Raw genomic sequence first — 18,879 nt, 5'->3', positions numbered from 1 at the left:
CAGCCTCCGCCAACCAACGCTTCAGTTCTCGAGCACGCATCCGGCTTCTCCACGCCCGAAATCCTCGGGCCGTGTCTAAACCGTGCTCCCACCCCGGCTCACCGTTCGAGACGATCAACAATCAACGCGAACAGCGCCTTCTTTTTTGCACTGGTGGATCGGAACCCGGCCCCGCTCCCCGCGGGGCCGTTCGCCGCGGCTCAGGCCGCGACGGTCTCCTTCTCGCCGTGGAACTGCTCTTCCTCGGTGCTGCCGCGCATCGCCGTGGTCGAGCTCTGGCCGGCCTGGATCGTCTGCGTCACCGCGTCGAAGTAGCCGGTGCCGACTTCGCGCTGGTGCTTCACCGCGGTGAAGCCGCGCTCGGCGGCGGCGAACTCGCGCTCCTGCAGCTCGACGAAGGCGCTCATCTGGCGGCGGGCGTAGCCGTGGGCCAGGTCGAACATGCCGTAGTTGAGCGAGTGGAAGCCCGCCAGGGTGATGAACTGGAACTTGTAGCCCATGGCCGCGAGTTCCTTCTGGAAGCGCGCGATGGTCGCGTCGTCGAGGTTCTTCTTCCAGTTGAAGGACGGCGAGCAGTTGTAGGCCAGCAGCTTGCCCGGGTACTTGGCGTGGATGGCTTCCGCGAAACGCTTGGCGAAGGCGAGGTCCGGCTTGCCCGTCTCGCACCAGACCAGGTCGGCGTAGGGGGCGTAGGCGAGGCCGCGGCTGATCGCCTGCTCGGCACCCGGGCGGGTCTTGTAGAAGCCCTCGACGGTGCGCTCGCCGGTGCAGAACGGGCGGTCGTTGGCGTCGACATCGGAGGTGAGCAGATCGGCGGCTTCGGCGTCGGTGCGGGCGACGATCAGCGTCGGCACGCCCATGACGTCGGCGGCGAGGCGCGCGGCGTTGAGCTTCTCGATGGCTTCGCGGGTCGGCACCAGCACCTTGCCGCCCATGTGGCCGCACTTCTTCACCGAGGCGAGCTGGTCTTCGAAGTGCACGCCCGAGGCGCCGGCCTCGATCATCGCCTTCATCAGCTCGAAGGCGTTGAGCACGCCACCGAAGCCGGCTTCGGCATCCGCCACGATCGGTTGCAGGTAGTCGATGTCGCCCGTGCCTTCGGCGCACTGGATCTGGTCGGCGCGCAGCAGGGTGTTGTTGATGCGCTTCACGACCTGCGGCACCGAGTTCGCCGGGTACAGCGACTGGTCGGGGTACATCTCGCCGGCGAGGTTGGCGTCCGCCGCGACCTGCCAGCCCGAGAGGTAGATGGCCTTCAGGCCGGCCTTGACCTGCTGCATGGCCTGGTTACCCGTCAGCGCGCCGAGCGCGTTGATGAAGTCTTCCGTCTGCAGCGAGCGCCACAGCTTCTGCGCGCCGAGCTTGGCGATGCTGTGCTCGACCGGAACGGTGCCGCGAAGACGGACGACGTCGTGGGCGGTGTAGTTGCGGGTCACACCCTTCCAGCGGGGGTTAGTGGCCCAGTCGTGCTTCAGTTGGTCGGCGGTCGGCAGCGTGCTCATGGCGGTGTCCTTGGGGGTTTCGCGTGGGGTCAGGGGTTCGGGGTCACAGGTTCACCAGTTGCGGATAGGCCGCACTGGTGAGGAAGGCTTCGAGGGTGTCGGCGTGGGTGAGGCGGTCGAGCAGGGCGATGGCGGCATCGAGGCGTTCGCCACCGGTGATCGCGCGGCGGTCGCCAATGACCGACGGCAGGTTGATCAGCGCGCGCTCGAACAGCGCCCAATCCACCGGCGTGCCGTCGTCGAGGTGCAGCGGTTCGGCGGGAACGCCGTTCTTCGCGGCGACCTGCGGGTGGTGCAGCCAGCGCCACAGCTGGGTGCGGCTGATCTCGGCGGTGGCGGCGTCCTCCATCAGGTGGTGGATCGGCACGCAGCCGCTGCCGGCCAACCACGCCGCCATGTAGCGCACGCAGACATCGACGTTGTTGTCGAAGCCGGCGCGGGTGATGGTGCCGAGCGAGGGCTTGAGCAGGTCGTCGCGCGTGACCTGCACGTCCTCGCGCTTGACGTGGTGCTGGTTCGCCTTCGGCATGTGCGCGTCGAAGACTTCGCGCGCGATCGGGATCAGGGCCGGATGCGCCACCCAGGTGCCGTCGTGGCCGGCGGTGACTTCGCGCAGCTTGTCGGCGCGCACGCGCTGCATCGCGCGCTCGTTCGCCTCGTCATCGCCCTTGATCGGGATCTGCGCCGCCATGCCGCCCATCGCATGCGCACCGCGGCGGTGGCAGGTCTGGATCAGCAGTTCGGAATAGGCCTTCAGGAAGGGCTGGGCCATCGTCACCTGGCCGCGCTCCGGCAGCACCTTGTCGGCGTGGCGGCGCAGCGTCTTCAGCCAGCTGAAGATGTAATCCCAACGGCCGCAGTTCAGGCCGACGATGCGGCCGCGCAGCGCGTGCAGGATCTCGTGCATCTCGAACACGGCCGGCAGCGTTTCGATCAGCACCGTCGCCTTCATCGTGCCCACCGGCAGGTTGAGGCGCACTTCGAGGAAGGCCATCACCTCGTCCCACAGGCGCGCTTCCTCCATGCACTCCATCTTCGGCAGGTAGAAGTACGGGCCGCGCTCGCGCCAGGCCTGGGTCTTGGCGTTGTGGAAGGCGAAGGTGGCGAGGTCGAACAGGCCGCCGCCCATCGGCTGGCCGTCGACCGTCACGTGCACCTCGTCGAGGTGCCAGCCGCGCGGGCGGACGATCAGCACGGTCTTGCTGGCCGGGTCGAGCGCGTAGCGCTTGCCGGTCTCCGGCGCGGTGAAGGTCAGGATGCCGTCGACGGCGTCGCGCAGGGCGCGCTGGCCGGTGATCTGGTTGGCGAAGGACGGCGCGTTGCTGTCCTCGAAATCGGCCATGAAGCAGTTGGCGCCCGAGTTCAGCGCGTTGATGACCATCTTCGGGTCGACCGGGCCGGTGATCTCGACGCGGCGGTCCTGCAGGGCGGCCGGGATCGGGGCCACGGTCCAGTCGCCTTCCCGGATCGAACGCGTGTCGGCGCGGAAGTCCGGCAGCATCCCGGCATCGAACTCGGCCTGGCGGGCGACGCGGGCGGCCAGGCGCTGGCGGCGGGCCGGCTCGAACAGGCGGTGCAGGTCGGTGAGCAGGGCCTGCAGCTCGGGCACCAAGATCGTGGCCTCGCCCTCGACCGGGCGGCCGACGCGGCGGAAGCCGGTGGCGGCCTGCGTGGGGGAATCGGGGGTGCGGGTGGGCTCGGTGGCGGTGCTCATGGGGCGAAGCGGGTCCGTGCGGCGGGTTCGGGGCGGAGCGGGTCAGGGCTCCGGCATGGGGCCCAAGCTCACCCTCTGAGCGATTGTTGACAAAGCAAATCTGTGGATACGATGTATGAGTTCCTCAAATATCTATCGGAATCCATGGCCAACGTGACGCGAAAGCGCCCCCAAAAGTCGGCTTCAGAGCGGAAGCCCGAAGCGGATTCCGGCCGCTTCTACTACAAGGGAAGCCGCCTCAAGCCCTTGCAGGCCTTCTGCCAGGTGGCGCGCTTGGGCTCGGTCAGCCGCGCGGCGGAGGCCCTGTTCCTCAGCCAGCCGGCCGTCTCCCTGCAGCTCAAGGCGCTGGAAAGCCACTACGGCGTGCCCTTGCTGGAGCGTGTCGGCCGACGCCTCTCGCTCACCCGCGACGGGCAGGCCCTTTACGACCTGGCGCGGCCGCTGATCGACGGCTTCGAGGGCCTCGACGAGGCCTTCCGCGGCAGCCAAGGCGGGCTCGAGGGTGGCGAACTGCACATCGCGGCCGGCAGTTCCACCCTGCTGCACCTGCTGCCAGAGCCGCTGGCGGCATTCCGCGCGCTGCGGCCCGACGTGCGCCTGCACCTGCACAGCGTCACGGGCCAGGCCGGCCTCGCGAAGCTGCGCGCCGATGAAGTGAATTTCGCGGTGGGCGCGATGTGGGAAGTGCCCAACGACATCGACTACGCGCCGCTGCAGCGCTTCGACGCCATGCTGATCACCGCGCCGCAGCATCCGCTGGCGAAGCGTTCGGCGATCAAGCTCGAGGATCTTTCGCCGCACGGACTGATCCTGCCGCCCAAGCAGCTGTCGACCTGGCGCATGGTCACCACCGCCTTCGAACAGCGCCGCGTGCCCTACACCGTCGCGATCGAAGTCGGCGGCTGGGAAGTGATCAAGCAGTACGTCGCGCAGGACCTCGGCATCTCGGTGGTGTCGGCGCTTTGCCTGACCGACGCCGACAAGGCGCGCCTCGTGGCGCGCCCGCTGCGCGAGTACTTCCCCTCGCGCACCTACGGTGTGCTGGTGCGCAAGGGCAAATCACTGACGGGACCGGCGCGCGCCTTCGTCGACCTGATCAAGCCGGGCCTGTTCAAGCGCAAGGACTGGTTCGAAGCGGGGCATTCGGAGCGCTGAGTCAGCCGCGTAAGGATCCGCCATGCTCGCGCGTATCACCCCGGCATGGACGCCCTCACCGCCCCGATGACCGACGCCATCGACACCCGCCGCGAACGCTTCGCCCTGCTGCTCGGCCAGCACCGTGGCCTGCTGCGCAAGATCGCCTGGGGTTTCAGCGACTGCCCGGCCGACCGCGCCGACCTCGAGCAGGACATGGCCGCGCAGCTGTGGGCGGTGTTTCCCGCCTGGGACGGCGAACGCCCCTTCGCCACCTGGGCCTACCGCGTGGCGCTCAACGTCTGCCTGAGTGGGCGGCGCGCGACGCAAGTGCGCGGCGGCAGCGCGATGCGTGCACCGGGGCGCGGCTCGACCGCGGCGGATTCGCAGGCCGATGACGACAGCGCGCACGACCCGCTCGACCACCTCGTCGACCCCGGCGCTACGCCGGAACAGATCGCCCAGCAGCGCGACCTGCACCGCGTCATCGCCGGCCTCGATCCGTTGAACCGCGCCTTGCTGCTGCTGTGGCTCGACGACTTGGGTTACCGCGAGATCGGCGATGTGCTCGGCCTCTCCGAGAGCAACGTTGGCGTCCGCCTCAACCGACTGAAAGCGCGACTGCGCACCGAACTGGAACCCTGACCGTGGAGACCACCATGGACCTCGACACCCTCAAAACCACCTGGAAATCGCTCGACGAACGGCTGGCGCGCATCGAAGCCCTGCAGTCGGAGGCGAATGCCATCGAGCGCGCCCGCGATGCCGAAGCCCGAGCGAGCGCCGGCCAGCTCGCCAGCCGCCGGGCGCTGCGCCCGCTCGCCATCGGCCTCGGCCTGCAGGCGATCGCCGGCGTGACCCTGGCCACGATTGCCGTCGCCTTCTGGGCGAAGCGCATGGACGCCGGCGCGCAGTTCATCGTCTACGGCGTGCTGGTGCAGGCCTATGCCGTCGCGCTGATCGCCTCCGCCGGCCACGAGCTCTCGCTGATCCGCCGCGTGCGGATGACCGGTGCGGTGCTCGATATGCAGGGCGCCCTCGCCGCGCTGCGGCGCTGGCGCGAGACCGTGGGCTGGGTCCTTGGCCTGGCCGGCGGCGTGATCTGGGTGCCGCTGCTGCTGATGGGCCTAGCCGTGCTCGGCGCCGATGTATGGACCGAGCGGCCGTCCCTGATCGGCTGGCTGGCGCTGTGGGCGGTGGGCGGCACCGCGGCCGTGTGGGCCATCCTTCGCTGGGCCGAACGCCATCCCCGCTTCGGCGCGTCGATGCGCGCCAATGCGGCCGGCCAGAGCGTGCGCCGGGCGGAACTGGCGCTGTCGGACGTGCGGGCCTTCGAGGCCGAAGGCCGCTGATCCAGGCCTCAGAACGCCTTCACCTCCTCCGGGGTTTCGGCGGCCTTGCTCGGGAAGGTCCACAGCCACAGCAGGATCAGGATGCCGCCCACCGGCGCCAGGGCGATCAGCGTCCACCACGGGCTCAAGCCGGCATCGCGAAGTCGCCGGCAGCTGGCGGCGATCCAAGGCAGCAACACGATCAGGCCGACCAAGCGGGCCGGAAACGGCCCAAGCCATTCCGCGAACGCCTCGCCCACGCCGAGCACCATGACCACGGCGAGCATGAACCACCAGAACGCGGGACGCGGGCTGATCCCGGTGAAGTCGAGGCCGCGCACCACGCCCTCCAGCATCGCGTCGAGCACGGCTTGGCTGGGGGCATTGGGGCGGAAGCGGGGGTCGCGCACCAGCAGGGTCTCGGCCGGCACTTCGAACACCGCGGCGAGGGCCCGCAGGGATTCGGTCGAGACCTTGGCCCCGGTTTCCAGACGCTGGATGGTTCGCAGATTGAGGCCGCTGAGTTCGGCCAGTTGCTCCTGCGACCACCGCTTGGCGGTGCGCAGCTCGCGTAGACGGGTGCTGTCGATATGCATGGGGTCCTCCTCCGGGGAACGGTGTTCGACCCCGCCAGCATCCTGCCCGAAGGTGGCCAAGGGTGACGACAGCAGGCCGACACGGCCCGACACGAGGCCGACAGCGGCTTTGATCCGGCTCAATTCGCGCCCGCGAGGGGCGGCGCAGAGTGAGGCCGTGGGGCCGCACCGGGCTCCGAAGGAGACCGCGCCCATGAGCCCCTCGACCCAACGCCGCCCGCCCTCCCCGCGCCGCGTCGCCACGGAAGTCCGCCCCAGCCGCCGCGGTGATGTGCCGCCCCGCCTCGAACCCGAGGCCATCGGCGACCGCGTGGCGGCCGTCCGGACCGTCGCCGCCCAGAGCGGGGTGGTCGCCACCGCGGAAGGCCTGTTGCACCCCACCCATCCGGACGCCGTCAGCGACCGTGCCCGGGCCCTGCGCGCCCTGATCGACGGCGCCGACCCCGACGATGCCCGCGCGCTGCGCTCGGCCCTGCTCGCCCCGGATGCGCCCCCACCAGAGATCCCCGACCCCGACGACCTGCTGGCCCCCGACTGGCGCGAGGGCGGCTACCCGTACCTCAACCTGCTGCGCCGCGGCCCCTACGAGAAGCACAAGTTCAACCTGCAGGTGGAACTGCTGAAGCTGCAGGCCTGGGTGAAGGAGACGGGCCAACGCGTGGTCATCCTGTTCGAAGGCCGCGACGCCGCCGGCAAGGGCGGCGCGATCAAGCGCTTCATGGAGCACCTCAATCCGCGTGGCGCCCGCGTCGTCGCGCTGGAGAAGCCCACGCCCACCGAGCAGGGCCAGTGGTATTTCCAGCGCTATGTCGAACACCTGCCCACGCGCGGCGAGATCGTGATGTTCGACCGCAGCTGGTACAACCGCGCCGGCGTCGAGCGGGTGATGGGTTTCTGCGCCGACGCCGAATACACCGAGTTCATGCGCCAAGCGCCGGAATTCGAGCGCCACCTCGTCCGCAGCGGCGTGCACCTGGTGAAGTTCTGGTTCAGCGTGAGCCGCAAGGAGCAGCGCCGCCGCTTCAAGGAGCGCGAATCGCATCCGCTCAAGCAGTGGAAGCTCTCGCCGATCGACAAGGCCTCGCTGGACAAGTGGGACGATTACACCCGCGCGAAAGAGGCGATGTTCTTTGGCACCGACACCGCCGACTCGCCGTGGACCGTGATCAAGAGCGACTGCAAGAAGCGCGCACGACTGAACGCCATGCGCTACGTGCTGCACAAGCTGCCGTACGCGAACAAGGACGGCGCGGCGATCGGCAAGCTCGACCCGCTGATCGTCGGCCGCGCGCACGTCGTCTACGAGCAGGGCGAGCAGACGGCGCAGGGGATGTAGCCCCCTACTCCGCCTCCACCACCACCTCGCGCTCGTCGCCGCGGCCGTGCTCATCGACGGCGCGCAGCAGCACGCGCCCGGCGCGGCGCGGGGCCCAGGCGATCGCACGCCCGCTCGCCGATTCGCCGATGAAGGCGCCGTCCGCGAACCAGAACACCGTGCGCGCGTCGGCGTCGGTGGTCGCGGCCAGCGGGATGCCGGGCTGCTCGCGTCCATCGAAGTGCAAGCGGTAGCGCGTCGCTCGATAGGGCTGGGTGATCTGCGGCGCGCTGCCCAGCCACTCGGCCGCGCCCGCGCAGTCCGCGCCCGGCGGCGGTTTGCGGCGCGGCAGGCCGGCTTGGGCGAACACCCGCGCGAGGTCGCTCGGCCAGAACTCGTAGATCTCGCGCCGCATCGTCGCCGGGTCGAAGGCGCCGCAGGCCACGCGGCCGCTCGTGCGATCGATCTGCACGGGACGATGCACCGTGCTGACGCGGATCGGCGAAACGCCGGGGATGAACCAGGTCTCGCCGCGCTGCGGGCACCACGCGTTCGGCAGGTCGCCGCTGGCGAGGCAGACGCTGACGCGCTTCATGCGCGAGGCCGTCGTGCGCTGCGGCGTCACGTCGTAGCCTTCGGCGCGCATGGCGTCGGCGATGGAGAAGAACAGTGGTGCGGCGGCCTCGACACCGATCAGCGCGGGGTTCGCACGGCCGTCGAAATGCCCCATCCACACCACCACCGCGTACGGCCCGACCACGCCCGCCGTCCATGCGTCGCGGAAGCCCCAGCTGGTGCCGGTCTTCCACGCCACCGGCCAGTGCCCGAGGTCGCTGGCCGTCGCGCCGCCCGGCCGCGGATTCCGACGCAGCATGTCCAGCGTCATGAAGGCCGCTTCGGGGCTGAGCATCGCGGTGCCTTCGCTGCGCTCGTCCGCCGCGCGGAAGCGCAGCGGGCGAAGGCGGCCATCACCGCCGAGCATCGCGTACAGCCTTGCCAGGTCTTCGCCGCGCACTTCGCCGCCGCCGAGCACGAGGGCCAGGCCGTAGTGCTCGCGGGTGCGCAGCTTCGGCACGCCGGCGTCGCGCAGCAGGTCGAACAGGTCCGGTGAGCGCAGCCGCGAGGCGACGGTGACGGCCGGGATGTTGCGGCTGCGGTTCAGGGCCTCGGTCGCGGTGACCGGCCCTTGGAAGCGGCCGTCGTAGTTCTCCGGCGTGTAGGCACCGTAGGCGCTTGGCACGTCGCGCAGCACCGTGGCGGGATGCAGCTGGCCCTGGTCGATGGCCAAGGCGTAGAGGAAGGGCTTCAGCGTCGAGCCCGGCGAGCGCAGCGCGGCGGTGCCGTTCACCTGCCCGCTGATCGCGGCGTTGCGCCAGTCGGCCGAGCCCATGAGCGCGACCACGCCCATGTCGCGTGTGTCCACGACGAGCACGGCGGCATTGTCGAGCCCGCGCGCGGCCTCGCGCTGCAGGTGCGCGCGCACGCGACGTTCGACGAGGCGCTGCAGGCGGCGATCCAGCGGCGTGGCGATCTCCGGCGGACGCGGGCCGTGGCGCTGCTGCGCGGACAGCACACGATCGACGAAGTGCGGGGCGGCGAAGGGCAGCGCGCGGGTCGGACGAAGGCGCAGCGGCAGGGCCATGCGCGCGGCCATGTCGGTGGCGTCCTCGACGGACGCGGTGCCGTGCGCGTCGACCCAGCGCGCGTACAAGCGCTGCCGCGCGGCCTGCAGGCCGGGGCCCAGGGTCGTGACGCCGCGCGCATCGACGACGAATCGCCCGCGCGGGTTCGGGGCCTGCGGCATCACCGCGAGCGCCAGCGCCTCCGGCAACGAGAGTTCGCTGGCGGCCTTGTCGAAGTAGATGCGCGAGGCGGCGCCCACGCCTTCGACGTTGCCGCCGTAGGGCGCGAGGTTGAGATAGGCCTCAAGGAGGTCATCCTTGGAGTACATCGCCTCGAGCTGCAGCGCACGGGCGATCTGCACCAGCTTGCCGGGCACGTCGCGCGTTTCCAGCCGCCAGCGCAGGCGCGCGAGCTGCATGGTGATCGTCGAACCCCCGATGCGCGGGCCACCGGAATACGTGCTGCCGGCCGCGCGCGCCAAGGCGATCGGATTGACGCCCGGATGCCAGCGGTAGTGGCGGTCCTCGTGCAGCAGGACCGCATCGACCAGGGTCGGCGAGATCGCCTGCAGCGGCAGCCACTGGCGGTAGCGCTGGTCGGCCGCGAGCGTCAGACGCAGCAGCCGGCCATCGGCATCGAGCACCGCGGTCGACACCGGCACGCCGGCCGAGAGCGGTGGCTTCGGCCACAGCCGGATCACCAGCAGGGTCACGGCCAGCAGCGCCGCGACCCCCAAGCCCCACTTCAGCGCGCGCGGCAGACGCATTGGATCGCGCGCGAGGCGGGGACGACGCCGGCGCTCAGCGCGCCGGCTCGGTGACGGTGAGCGTGCCGGCCGGGCCGCCGCGCGCGATCACGCCGTTGCGGTACATGTGCTCGGCGAAGATCGGCGGCACCTGGAACGTGCCCGTGGCCGTCGCGCGGACGCGGTAGCGGAACTCCTGCATGCCGTCCGAAACGCTGCCGTAAAGCACGAGGCGGTCTTCGCGAATCTCCTCATGCACCGGGCGGAAGGTCGACTCCGGCAGGGACAGCACCGGCGCCGCGGGCTGGGCCGCGCCTTGTGCGGCACCTTCGGGGGCCGTCGGCGGCACCAGCACGGCTTCGAAACCGCCCGGCAACAGATCAAGAATCGCCACGTTGTCCCAACCCGAACCACGCACGCGCAGTCGCACCGTGAGCTCCTTGCCCTGTTCGACGGTCGTGGTCGGCTTGCCGGCCTCGTCGAGGAAATCGCGCTGCACCTCGAGGCCCTGGTCCTGCACCGCCGGCGGCGGCGCGCGGTCGAAGCCGGCTTCGGTGCGCGCCACCCACACGGTCTTCCCGGCCTCCGGCATCACCATCAGGCGCGTCGCATCGGCGCGGAAGGGGCCGGCCAGCACGCCGTCCTTCGATTCGCCGAAGGCCGCCTTGCCACCGCGCCACTCCTGCTCGAACCGCACCGGCGCGGCGGTCTCGCCACCGACGGCGTCGAGAGCCAGCACGGCCAACGCGCTGTTGAGGCTGTTGAGGCCCTGCTCATTCACCGAGGCCAACAGGCGGGTCGTGGCTTCGGCATTCAGCAGGCGACGCTGGTCGGGGAAATGCTTGCCCAGCAGGTACAGGCGCCAGGCCTGCGCGCCGAACGGGTCGTAGTAGTCGCCGTAGGCCCAGCGCGAATACAGCGCCACACGCTCCGCTTCGGTGAACTGCGACCACGGCTTCGCGACTTCGTTGGCGATCTCGCGGTGGCGACGCGCCAAGGGCGCGGCAGCCGCGGTCTGCTGCAGGCCGCTGTAGCTGGCGGCCACCAGCAGGCCGGCGAGATCCTCGCGCCAGGCCTTGGGCTGGTCGCGCTCCAACTGCTCGACGAGCGCGGCCAGCGCGTTGCCGGCGGATTCGCCCTGTCGCACCTGCAGGTACACGGCCAGCGCGCGGGCGCGCAGACCGGCGAGGTCGTTGCGGCTCGCATCCGTCGCCGCCTGCGCCAGCCACTGGTTGGCGCGGTCGAGAAGGTCACCCGGCACGCGTTCGCCACGCTCACGCGCTTCCACCAGCACCATCACGGCGTAGGCCGAGACCAGCGGATCGACGTCCGGCGTCGAGGTCCAGGTGCCGAAACCCCCGTCGCCGTTCTGCCGCGCGCGCAGCGTGTTGAACAGGCCGCTGAGATCGCCGTCGCCGCGCGTGCGGCCAAAGGCCGGGTGCGAGCGCAGCACGAGGCCGGGCAGGGCCTGGCTGGCGAGCTGCTCGGTGCAGCTGTAGCGGTAGTCGCCGAGCCACGCCTGCAAGCCCGTCAGCGCCACGAGCGGCGAACTGGACGCCGCCAGACGACGATTGGCGCGCTCGTCGAACATCGCACGCAGGTCGGTGATCGCGGTGTTGCGCGAGGCCTGCTGCACGTTGACCGTCGTGAGCGAGGGCTGCAGCGGCCGCACCGACACTTCGAGGCGGCGCTGCGCGGCGAATCGCCCGCTGCTCGCACGCAGCGTGATCGGCACGGCACCGAGCGCCTGCGAGGCCTTCAGCCGCAAGTTCACCACGGTCTCGTCGCCGGGCTTCAACGTGACCGGCGCGGGCGCATCGCCGACCAGCGCCAGCGAGGGCGGCAGCGTGACTTGCAGGGCCACATTGGCCGGCTGCGTCGCGCCCTCGATGGTATTGGCAATGCCCACCGGCACCACGAACTCATCGCCGGGGGCCACGTGCGTCGGCAGGGTCGGCGTCAGCACGAAGTCGCCGCGGATCGTCGTCTTGCCTTCGCGGAAACCCACGCGCTCCGGCGTCACCGCGACCGCCACGAGGCGCAGTTCGCCATTGAAGTGGTCCGGCGGCGTGAATTCGAAGCGCTTGGCACCCTCGATGTCGACCACGCCCGACCACCACACGGCGGGCTTCTCGCCCTTGCGCTTGAACGGGTTCAGATGGCGCGCACCGGCGCCCTCGCCGTCACCACCGGGGGCGGCGCCGTCAGCGAAACGCGCGAACTCCGGCAGCAGCAGGTCGAGAATCTGTGCGCTGTCCACCTGGTGCATGCGCTTGGCGAAGAAGGCATCGAGCGGATCGTCGACGCGATAGCCCGCCACCTGGAGGATGCCTTCGTCCACCGCGAACACCGCGACGCGGGCCGGCCCACCGGCATCGACATCGATGGCCAGCGGCTGGCCCGGGCGCGAGCGCGCCGGTGCCGTCATCGTCAGCGGCAGCTGGCGCGGCGTGCGGTCGATGGCGAAAGGCACCACGCCCCACGAGAGCGGGCTCAGGTGGATTTCCTCGCTCGCCGGATCGCGCAGCAGGGTCACCGACACGTAGGCATTGCCCTCCAAGCCGTCCGGCACGCGGATGCGCTGCACCGTGCTGGTGGTGTCGGCCTTGAACCAGCGCTGCGCGACCACGCTGTCGCGTTCGATCGTGATCAGGCCGGCGCCCGCATACGGCCCGCGGATCGAGACCTCGATCTCTTCGCCCGCCGCGTAGCTCGGCTTCGACAGGCTCAACTGCAGCTCGGCGTTGCGCTCCAGCGAGCGCGAGAGGTTGGCATCACCCACCACGGTCCAGGCCTGCGAATTGAGCACGCGGCCCTGCGCATCCTGGATCTCGAGGATGAAGTCGCCCGGAGTCGCCGTGTCGAGCGCCAGCGCCTGCGCGCCCGCTTTCGAAGTCAGCGCAGCGCGCGATTTCTCCTCGCGGCGCTCGCGCGAGACGAAGCGGAACAGGCCGTCATCGCCGCGCGTCAGCACCGAGACCATGCGCTTCTCGATGCGTACGGCCTGCAGCCCGTCGACCGCCAGCGGCGCGCCGTCCGGACCGATCACCAGCACCTCGGCCGAGGCGCGCGAGCCGCGATTCACGTAGCCGAGCGAATCAGCCGCCTTGATGCCGACGAGGTAGGGCTGGTCGGAGACCAGCGCCCGCAGCGTCGAGGCCACGCCTCGGCCACTGCCGGGCTCGTAGGCGCGCACCAGCAGGTCGAGGCGGTAGCTGGCGCGCTCGTACTGCTCGAGACCGAGCGCGATCTCTGCGCGACCTTCCGCGTCCGTCCGCGCGTCTTCGAGATCCTGCTGCACGCCCTCGCGGGCCTGCTGCGGATCGCTGAAACGGAAGCCCGGATGCTGGTCGAAGGCCGGCACACTCGGCGTGAGGCGCAGCTGCGCGGTGACGCGGCGGTCCTGCGCCGCCGTGCCGAACAGGTTCTCGACATCAACGACCGCCTTCAGCGCATCCGGACGCACCCAGCCGCGCTGCGGCGCCGTGGACAGCGTCGTCTTGACCCTCAGCGTGTCGGGCTGGAACTCGCGCACCTGCACCGTGGTGCCGCCCACGAGGCGACGGTCGTAGTCGTTTTTGCCCTTGAGGTAGAGCTGGGCCATCCACGTGCCGGACGGCGCGCTCTCACCCGGGGTGAAATCGAAGCCCTCGAAGCCCGCGGCTCCGAAGCGGATCGTCTCGCGGCGCGCGAGGTTGCCCGTGGGGTCGAGGATGTCGAGCTCCAGCGGTGCGCCCGCCGGGGTCTTCGCCCAGTCCTGCGCACGCAGGATCAGGCCGAGGTGCACGGTTTCGCCGGGGCGGTACAGCCCGCGGTCGGAGAACAGCACCGCCTTCAAGGCCCCCGGATCGACGTGGTTGATCTCGCCGCCCACGTCGAAGCGCGAGGTGTCGAGCTGGCGCGACCAGTCGCCCAGGGGCAGGAAGCTCATGTCCTCGCCGCGGGTGACCCGCAGCAGCACCGGCGTGCGCTCGCGGACGAAGGGTTCGAAGGTCGGCAAGCTCGCCACGCCGTCGGCGTCGGTGCTGGCCGCAGCCACCACCTGGCCGTTGCGGCCCACCACCGACACCAGCGCGCCGGCCACCGGCGTGCCGTCGGAGAGGCTCTGCACGAACACCTTGCGGCGGCCGTCGAGCTCGGTCTTGGCCAGCACGCCGAGGTCGGTCAATACGACGAGTCGCGAGTCGGTCTGCTGGCCGGCGTTGCGGTCGAGCCGCTCGCGCGTGCTCAGCGCGGCCTCGTCGGCATTCATCGAGCGCAGGGACAGCAGGAACACGCCGCGCTCGTTGGCATTGAAGTAGGTGCCGAGGTCGACGCCGCGGTAGTTCGCCTTCGCCGGGTCGACGGTCGGGATCGACAGCGTCTCCTCGAAACGCTCGACCAGCATGTCCTCGTCGACGCGCCACAGCGAGGGGTTCTGCAGTTGGCCGTCATTGGTGGCGACCAGCAGCTGCAGTTGCTCCGGCAGCACGCGGCCGATCTCCAGGCGCACGTCCGGCGTGTTGCGCGCCACGAGGCTCACGCGGCGCTCGCCGCGCAGCGAAAGCAGCGCGCCCTCACCGACGAAGCGCAGCAACTTCGGGTACTCGGGCACGACGAGCAGGCGGCGCTGCGGCTGGCCCAGCAGGAAGCCGCCGAAGCTCTTCAGGCCCTTCGGCAATTCCAGCCACAGCCGGCGGCCGGGCGGCGCCTCGAAGCGCAGCGTGTGCGTCTCCACCCATTCGCGCTCGCCGGGCAGCAGTTCGAAGCTCAAGGGTGTAGCGGCCTTCAATGTGGCCGCATCGACTTCGCCCTCCGACCACGGATAAGGCACGGTCTGCTGGTGGCTGCTGTCGGGATCGGCCCGGCGCTGCGGGCTCGGCACGAAGCGCTCGGGCAGCAGCCACAGCTTCACCTGCGAGGCGATGTCACGATCCTTCAGCGTGTCGTTGAAGGACAGCACGATCAGCTGCTTCGGCTCGCCGTTTTCGTCGTCGACGACGGTGGCTTCGACATTGTCGAGCGCCACGGAATACAGCGAAGGCATCACGACGCTGGACTCGGTTTCACCGGCACGCCCGGGGCCCTCGAGGCGACTCTTCGCGCCTTCGGCGAGGGTAAGCGTCACGCGGCCGCCGTTCTCCGGCACCGTGAGCGGCGCGGTCTGCACCCAGGCCTTGAGGCCCGGCTCGTCGAAGCGCACTTCGATCGGCGGCGCAGCCAGCGAGCGGTCGGCCCCATCGACGGCCTTCGTGGACAGTCGCGAACGCAGGGCGTCGGCGTCCACCGGATGCGAGAAGGTCAGCGCCCAGACGGCGCGCTTCAGGCCGGCGCTTTCCGGATCCTGGTAGAACTCGGCATTGTCGATGCCGGCGGCGAACGCCGCGGTCTCGAAGGCGAACCGCGTTTCGGCCAGCACGCGATCCGGTGCCAGCGCCTTCCGCGCATCCAGCGTGATCTCGTAGCCCTGGCCCACCGGCCAGTCCTCGGCGGGCGTAAAGACGAGGGTCGATTCATCCTCGAAGGCCCAGCGGCCGGCCAGCGCAGGCTTCAGCGCCAAGCCCTCGACCGGCTTCGCCGTGCCTTCCTCCGCCCCCACCGATTCGAGCGTCGCCACCGGCGCGCTGAAGCGCAGCCGCAGCGGCATCACCGTGATCGGCGTTTCCGAGTAGTTGGTGACGCCGGGCGCCTCGAGGGCGACGGTGATCGCATCGGGCGGCAGCGGCACCTCGCGGGTGAACCACCACGTCGCGAGCGCGACCAGGGCCAATGCGGCGAGCGGCCCGCCCAAGCGCGGGCCCGGCTTCGCCCGCAGCCATGCGGCGGATCGCCCGATCCAGGCCGGCGGCTGCCACGCGCCGAACACGCGGTTGGACCACGAAGAAGGGGTGGATTCGTCCGTGACGCTCATGGGGGGCTCGCGCGGCGGGCGCGGCGGGGTGCCGCGCTTTCACCGCATCATAACGAGCCGCCGAACGCGGCCGAGGTCGAATCGTGGCGGCCGCGGGCCACCGATGGCGAAACGCGGGCAGGCGGGCCGCGATCAGCCGGGAATCACCACGCCGGCCAGTTGGCCGAGCACCGCCTCGAGCGGCTCCGGGCGATGGAGCAGGTAGCCCTGCGCATGGTCCACGCCCATCTCGCGGACGCGCGCCAGCACCTCGGGGCGATCCACGAACTCCGCGACCGTTCGGGCGCCGAGCACGTGCGCCACTTCCACGAAGCTCCGCACGGCCGCCTCGTCGAGGGCGTCGTCGACGACATCGCGCACGAACTGCCCATCGATCTTGAGGTAGTCCACGCGCAGCGATTTCAGGTAGCCCCAGGACGAGGCGCCGGCGCCGAAGTCATCGAGGGCCACGCGCACCCGAGACTGCGGACGCGATCGATGAACACGCTCGCGTCGGCCATGTTGGTGACCGCGGCGGTTTCGGTGATCTCGACGCAGAGGCGTGCACAGATCGCCGGGCCGGCCGCTTCAAGGCGCTCGACCGCATGCCGATGGAAGGCGCGATCGCCGACCGACTGGCCGGACAGATTGACGCAGAGCATCGCCGGCGCGGGCCCGTCGCCGAGGGCGGCCATGCGGTCCAACACGGCGCCGAGCACCCAGCGATCGATGCGCGACGCCAGATGGAACCGTTCCGCCGCTGGCAGGAACATCGCCGGCGACAGCCGTTGCCCGTCGTTGTCGATGAGTCGCAACAGCACTTCCGCATGCAGCCCATCGTCTGTCCCTTGCAGGGGCTCGATGCGCTGCGCGTACAGATCGAACCGCCCCTCGTCGAGCGCGCGTTCCAGTCGCGTGGCCCACTGCGCCTCGCCCTGGCGGGCCTGGATCGCCGCGTCGCTATCGAACCAGACATGCACGCGATTCCGGCCTTCCTCCTTGGCGGCGAAACAGGCGGAATCCGCGGCCTGAAGCACGGCGGCGGCGGTCGGAAAACGGCCATCCACTGGCGCCAGGCCGATGCTGGCACCAATGCGGAAGCGGTGGCCGTCGTGGTCGAATCGATAGACCTCAAGCCGATCGCAGATCTGCTGGGCGACGCGCTGCCCCTGCTCGGGCGTGCAGCGCTCCAGCAGGACCGCGAATTCATCGCCCCCAAGGCGCGCCAGCAGGTCTCGGGAGCGCACGGTGTCGCCGATCAGGCGCGAGACGTGCTGCAGCAACTGGTCGCCGGCGGCGTGGCCGCAGGTGTCGTTGACCACCTTGAACTGGTCAAGGTCGATGTACATCAGCGTGTGCGTGCTGCCGTCCTGCGAAGCCTCGGCGAGCACGGTGCGAAGCCGCGCTTCGATCTCCAGGCGGTTGTGCAAGCCGGTCAGCGCATCGTGCGTGGCGCGGAAGCGCATCTCGCCGCTCAATCGGCGTTGCTCGGTGACGTCGTGGAACACGAGGACCGCACCCAGCACCGTGCCGTCCGAATCACGGATCGGTGCCGCCGAATCCTCGATGCCGTACTCGCCACCGTCGCGGGAGAGCAGCAGGGTCTCGGGGGCCAGGCCGACCACGCGCTTCTCCTCGAGGCAGGCGGCGATCGGGTCACGCGCGTGTTCGCGCGTCTGCTCGTGCACGATCTGGAACACGCGGGTGACGGGCAGGCCGCGGGCGTCCGCGCTCGGCCAGCCGGTCAGGCGTTCCGCTACAGGATTCATCCACGTCACGTCGCCCTTCGCGTCGGTGGTGATCACCGCATCGCCGATCGACTGCAGCGTGACCTCGAGCAGCTCGCGTTCGCGGCGAAGGCTGGCCTCCGCCAGACGCTGCGCCGTGACGTCCCAATTGAGGCCGATGAGCCGCACCGGCCGGCCGTCGCCCCCGGTGACCACGCGGATGGCGGAGCGGAGGTGGTGCACGCTGCCGTCCGGCCAGATCACGCGGAATTCGACACCCGCCACGAACTTGCCCCGCATCGCTTCGCGGATCTCGGCGAGGACACGCTCACGATCATCCGGGTGCAGCCACTCGACCCAATCGGTATAGCGAACAGGTTGGCCGGTCGGTTCGCGACCGTATTGGCGGAACACCCAGTCGTCCCAATGGGCCTCGCGCGCCCCGACGTCGATGTGCCAAATGCCGGCATGGCCGGAGTCGACGGCGAGAGCCATGCGTTCGCGGGCCTCCTCGATCGCGAGGCGCTGCGCCCGCTCGGCGGTGACATCCTGGAAGGCACCGACGAGGCGCACCACGCGGCCACCCTCCACCTCGGGCACACCGACGGCCCGGGCCCAGAACCCCGTGCCATCGTGGCGGAGCATGGGCAGTTCCAGGTCCCATGGCCGCTGGTCGCGGATGCCGGCCTCGACCGCGGCGCGGATCACCTCGCGGGCTTCGGGCGCATAGAAGCCGATCGCCTGCTCGACGTCGGGCACGAAGTCGTCCGGCACGCCGTGCAGTCGACGGGTTTCCTGAGTCCACTCCAAGCGGCCACTGTCGAGGTCCAGCGACCAACCGCCGACGCCGGCCACGGCACCGATGCGGTTCAACAACATCTCGCTGTGGCGCAAGGCCTCCTCATCGACCTTGCGCGCGGTGATGTCGCTCTCGATGGCCATGAAGCCCTCGACGCGGCCGTCTGCGCCGAACAACGGCTGGATCTCCAGATCAAGCCAATAACGATGGCCGTCCTTGTGTCCGTTGAGGAGTTCAACCCGGCAGCCCTCGCCGCGTTGCAGCGCGTCCCGGATCGTCGCGACCGTCGCAGGATCGGACTCGGGCACCTGCAGCAGTTCACCCGGTTTGCGCCCAATCACCTCGGCCGCAGAGAACCCGGTGATGCGCTCGAAGCCCTCATTGACCCACGTCGTCCGCCCCTCGGCGTCGGCCATGATCACGGCATGCGAGGTGAAACGCGCCACCTGCGACAGCCGCGCCAGTTCGGCGGTGACGCGGGCGACGTCTCGGCGATCCCGCCGGCGCCCTTCCATGATGCGGAC

At 70.3% G+C, this 18,879-nt stretch carries 9 protein-coding genes and 1 pseudogene; 4 read left to right on the top strand and 6 right to left on the bottom strand.

Going from position 1 to position 18,879, the window contains the following annotated elements; all coding sequences use genetic code 11:
• Positions 1-200 precede the first annotated feature (200 nt).
• A complete protein-coding gene (aceA, locus tag O9255_RS09105) occupies positions 201-1,502 on the bottom strand; it encodes an isocitrate lyase (RefSeq protein ID WP_297866540.1) in 1,302 nt (433 codons plus the stop codon).
• Between the two features lie 43 nt (positions 1,503-1,545).
• Positions 1,546-3,216: a malate synthase A gene (gene aceB / locus O9255_RS09100; protein ID WP_297866539.1), complete on the bottom strand. Its 1,671-nt coding sequence runs from the start codon at positions 3,214-3,216 to the stop codon at positions 1,546-1,548.
• A 144-nt stretch (positions 3,217-3,360) separates the two neighbouring features.
• On the opposite strand from aceB, the gene O9255_RS09095 reads away from it, so the two are divergent.
• From O9255_RS09095 to O9255_RS09085, 3 genes are read left to right on the top strand one after another with little or no spacing between them, the layout of a single operon-like run.
• Positions 3,361-4,371, top strand: a complete 1,011-nt coding sequence (locus O9255_RS09095; protein ID WP_297866542.1) for a LysR family transcriptional regulator — start codon at positions 3,361-3,363, stop codon at positions 4,369-4,371.
• Between the two features lie 45 nt (positions 4,372-4,416).
• A complete protein-coding gene (locus O9255_RS09090) occupies positions 4,417-4,995 on the top strand; it encodes a sigma-70 family RNA polymerase sigma factor (protein WP_297866538.1) in 579 nt (192 codons plus the stop codon).
• Positions 4,996-5,009: 14 nt separating this feature from the next.
• Complete coding sequence (locus O9255_RS09085) at positions 5,010-5,702, top strand: hypothetical protein (RefSeq protein WP_297866537.1); 693 nt, start codon at positions 5,010-5,012, stop codon at positions 5,700-5,702.
• An 8-nt stretch (positions 5,703-5,710) separates the two neighbouring features.
• Here O9255_RS09085 and O9255_RS09080 read toward each other — a convergent pair whose 3' ends face one another.
• A complete protein-coding gene (locus O9255_RS09080) occupies positions 5,711-6,277 on the bottom strand; it encodes a DUF805 domain-containing protein (RefSeq protein WP_297866536.1) in 567 nt (188 codons plus the stop codon).
• 523 nt (positions 6,278-6,800) lie between these two features.
• On the opposite strand from O9255_RS09080, the gene ppk2 reads away from it, so the two are divergent.
• Positions 6,801-7,613 carry a polyphosphate kinase 2 gene (ppk2, locus tag O9255_RS09075; protein WP_345781369.1) on the top strand — a complete coding sequence of 271 codons (813 nt, stop codon included), beginning with the start codon at positions 6,801-6,803 and terminating at the stop codon, positions 7,611-7,613.
• A 4-nt stretch (positions 7,614-7,617) separates the two neighbouring features.
• Here the strand turns inward: ppk2 and pbpC are convergent, their stop codons facing one another.
• The 3 genes and pseudogenes from pbpC to O9255_RS09060 form a co-directional block, all read right to left on the bottom strand.
• Positions 7,618-9,981, bottom strand: coding sequence for a penicillin-binding protein 1C (pbpC, locus tag O9255_RS09070; RefSeq protein WP_297866534.1), 2,364 nt, complete (start codon positions 9,979-9,981; stop codon positions 7,618-7,620).
• Positions 9,982-10,015: 34 nt separating this feature from the next.
• Complete coding sequence (locus tag O9255_RS09065; RefSeq protein ID WP_297866533.1) at positions 10,016-15,850, bottom strand: alpha-2-macroglobulin; 5,835 nt, start codon at positions 15,848-15,850, stop codon at positions 10,016-10,018.
• A gap of 132 nt (positions 15,851-15,982) precedes the next feature.
• Positions 15,983-18,870 (bottom strand): annotated as a pseudogene (locus O9255_RS09060) (EAL domain-containing protein).
• Positions 18,871-18,879: the final 9 nt, after the last annotated feature.

It is taken from the genome of Silanimonas sp. (assembly GCF_027530345.1).
GTDB lineage: Bacteria > Pseudomonadota > Gammaproteobacteria > Xanthomonadales > Xanthomonadaceae > Silanimonas.
Note: the sequence above shows the minus strand (reverse complement) of the source record. Positions and strands in the feature narration are given on the sequence as shown.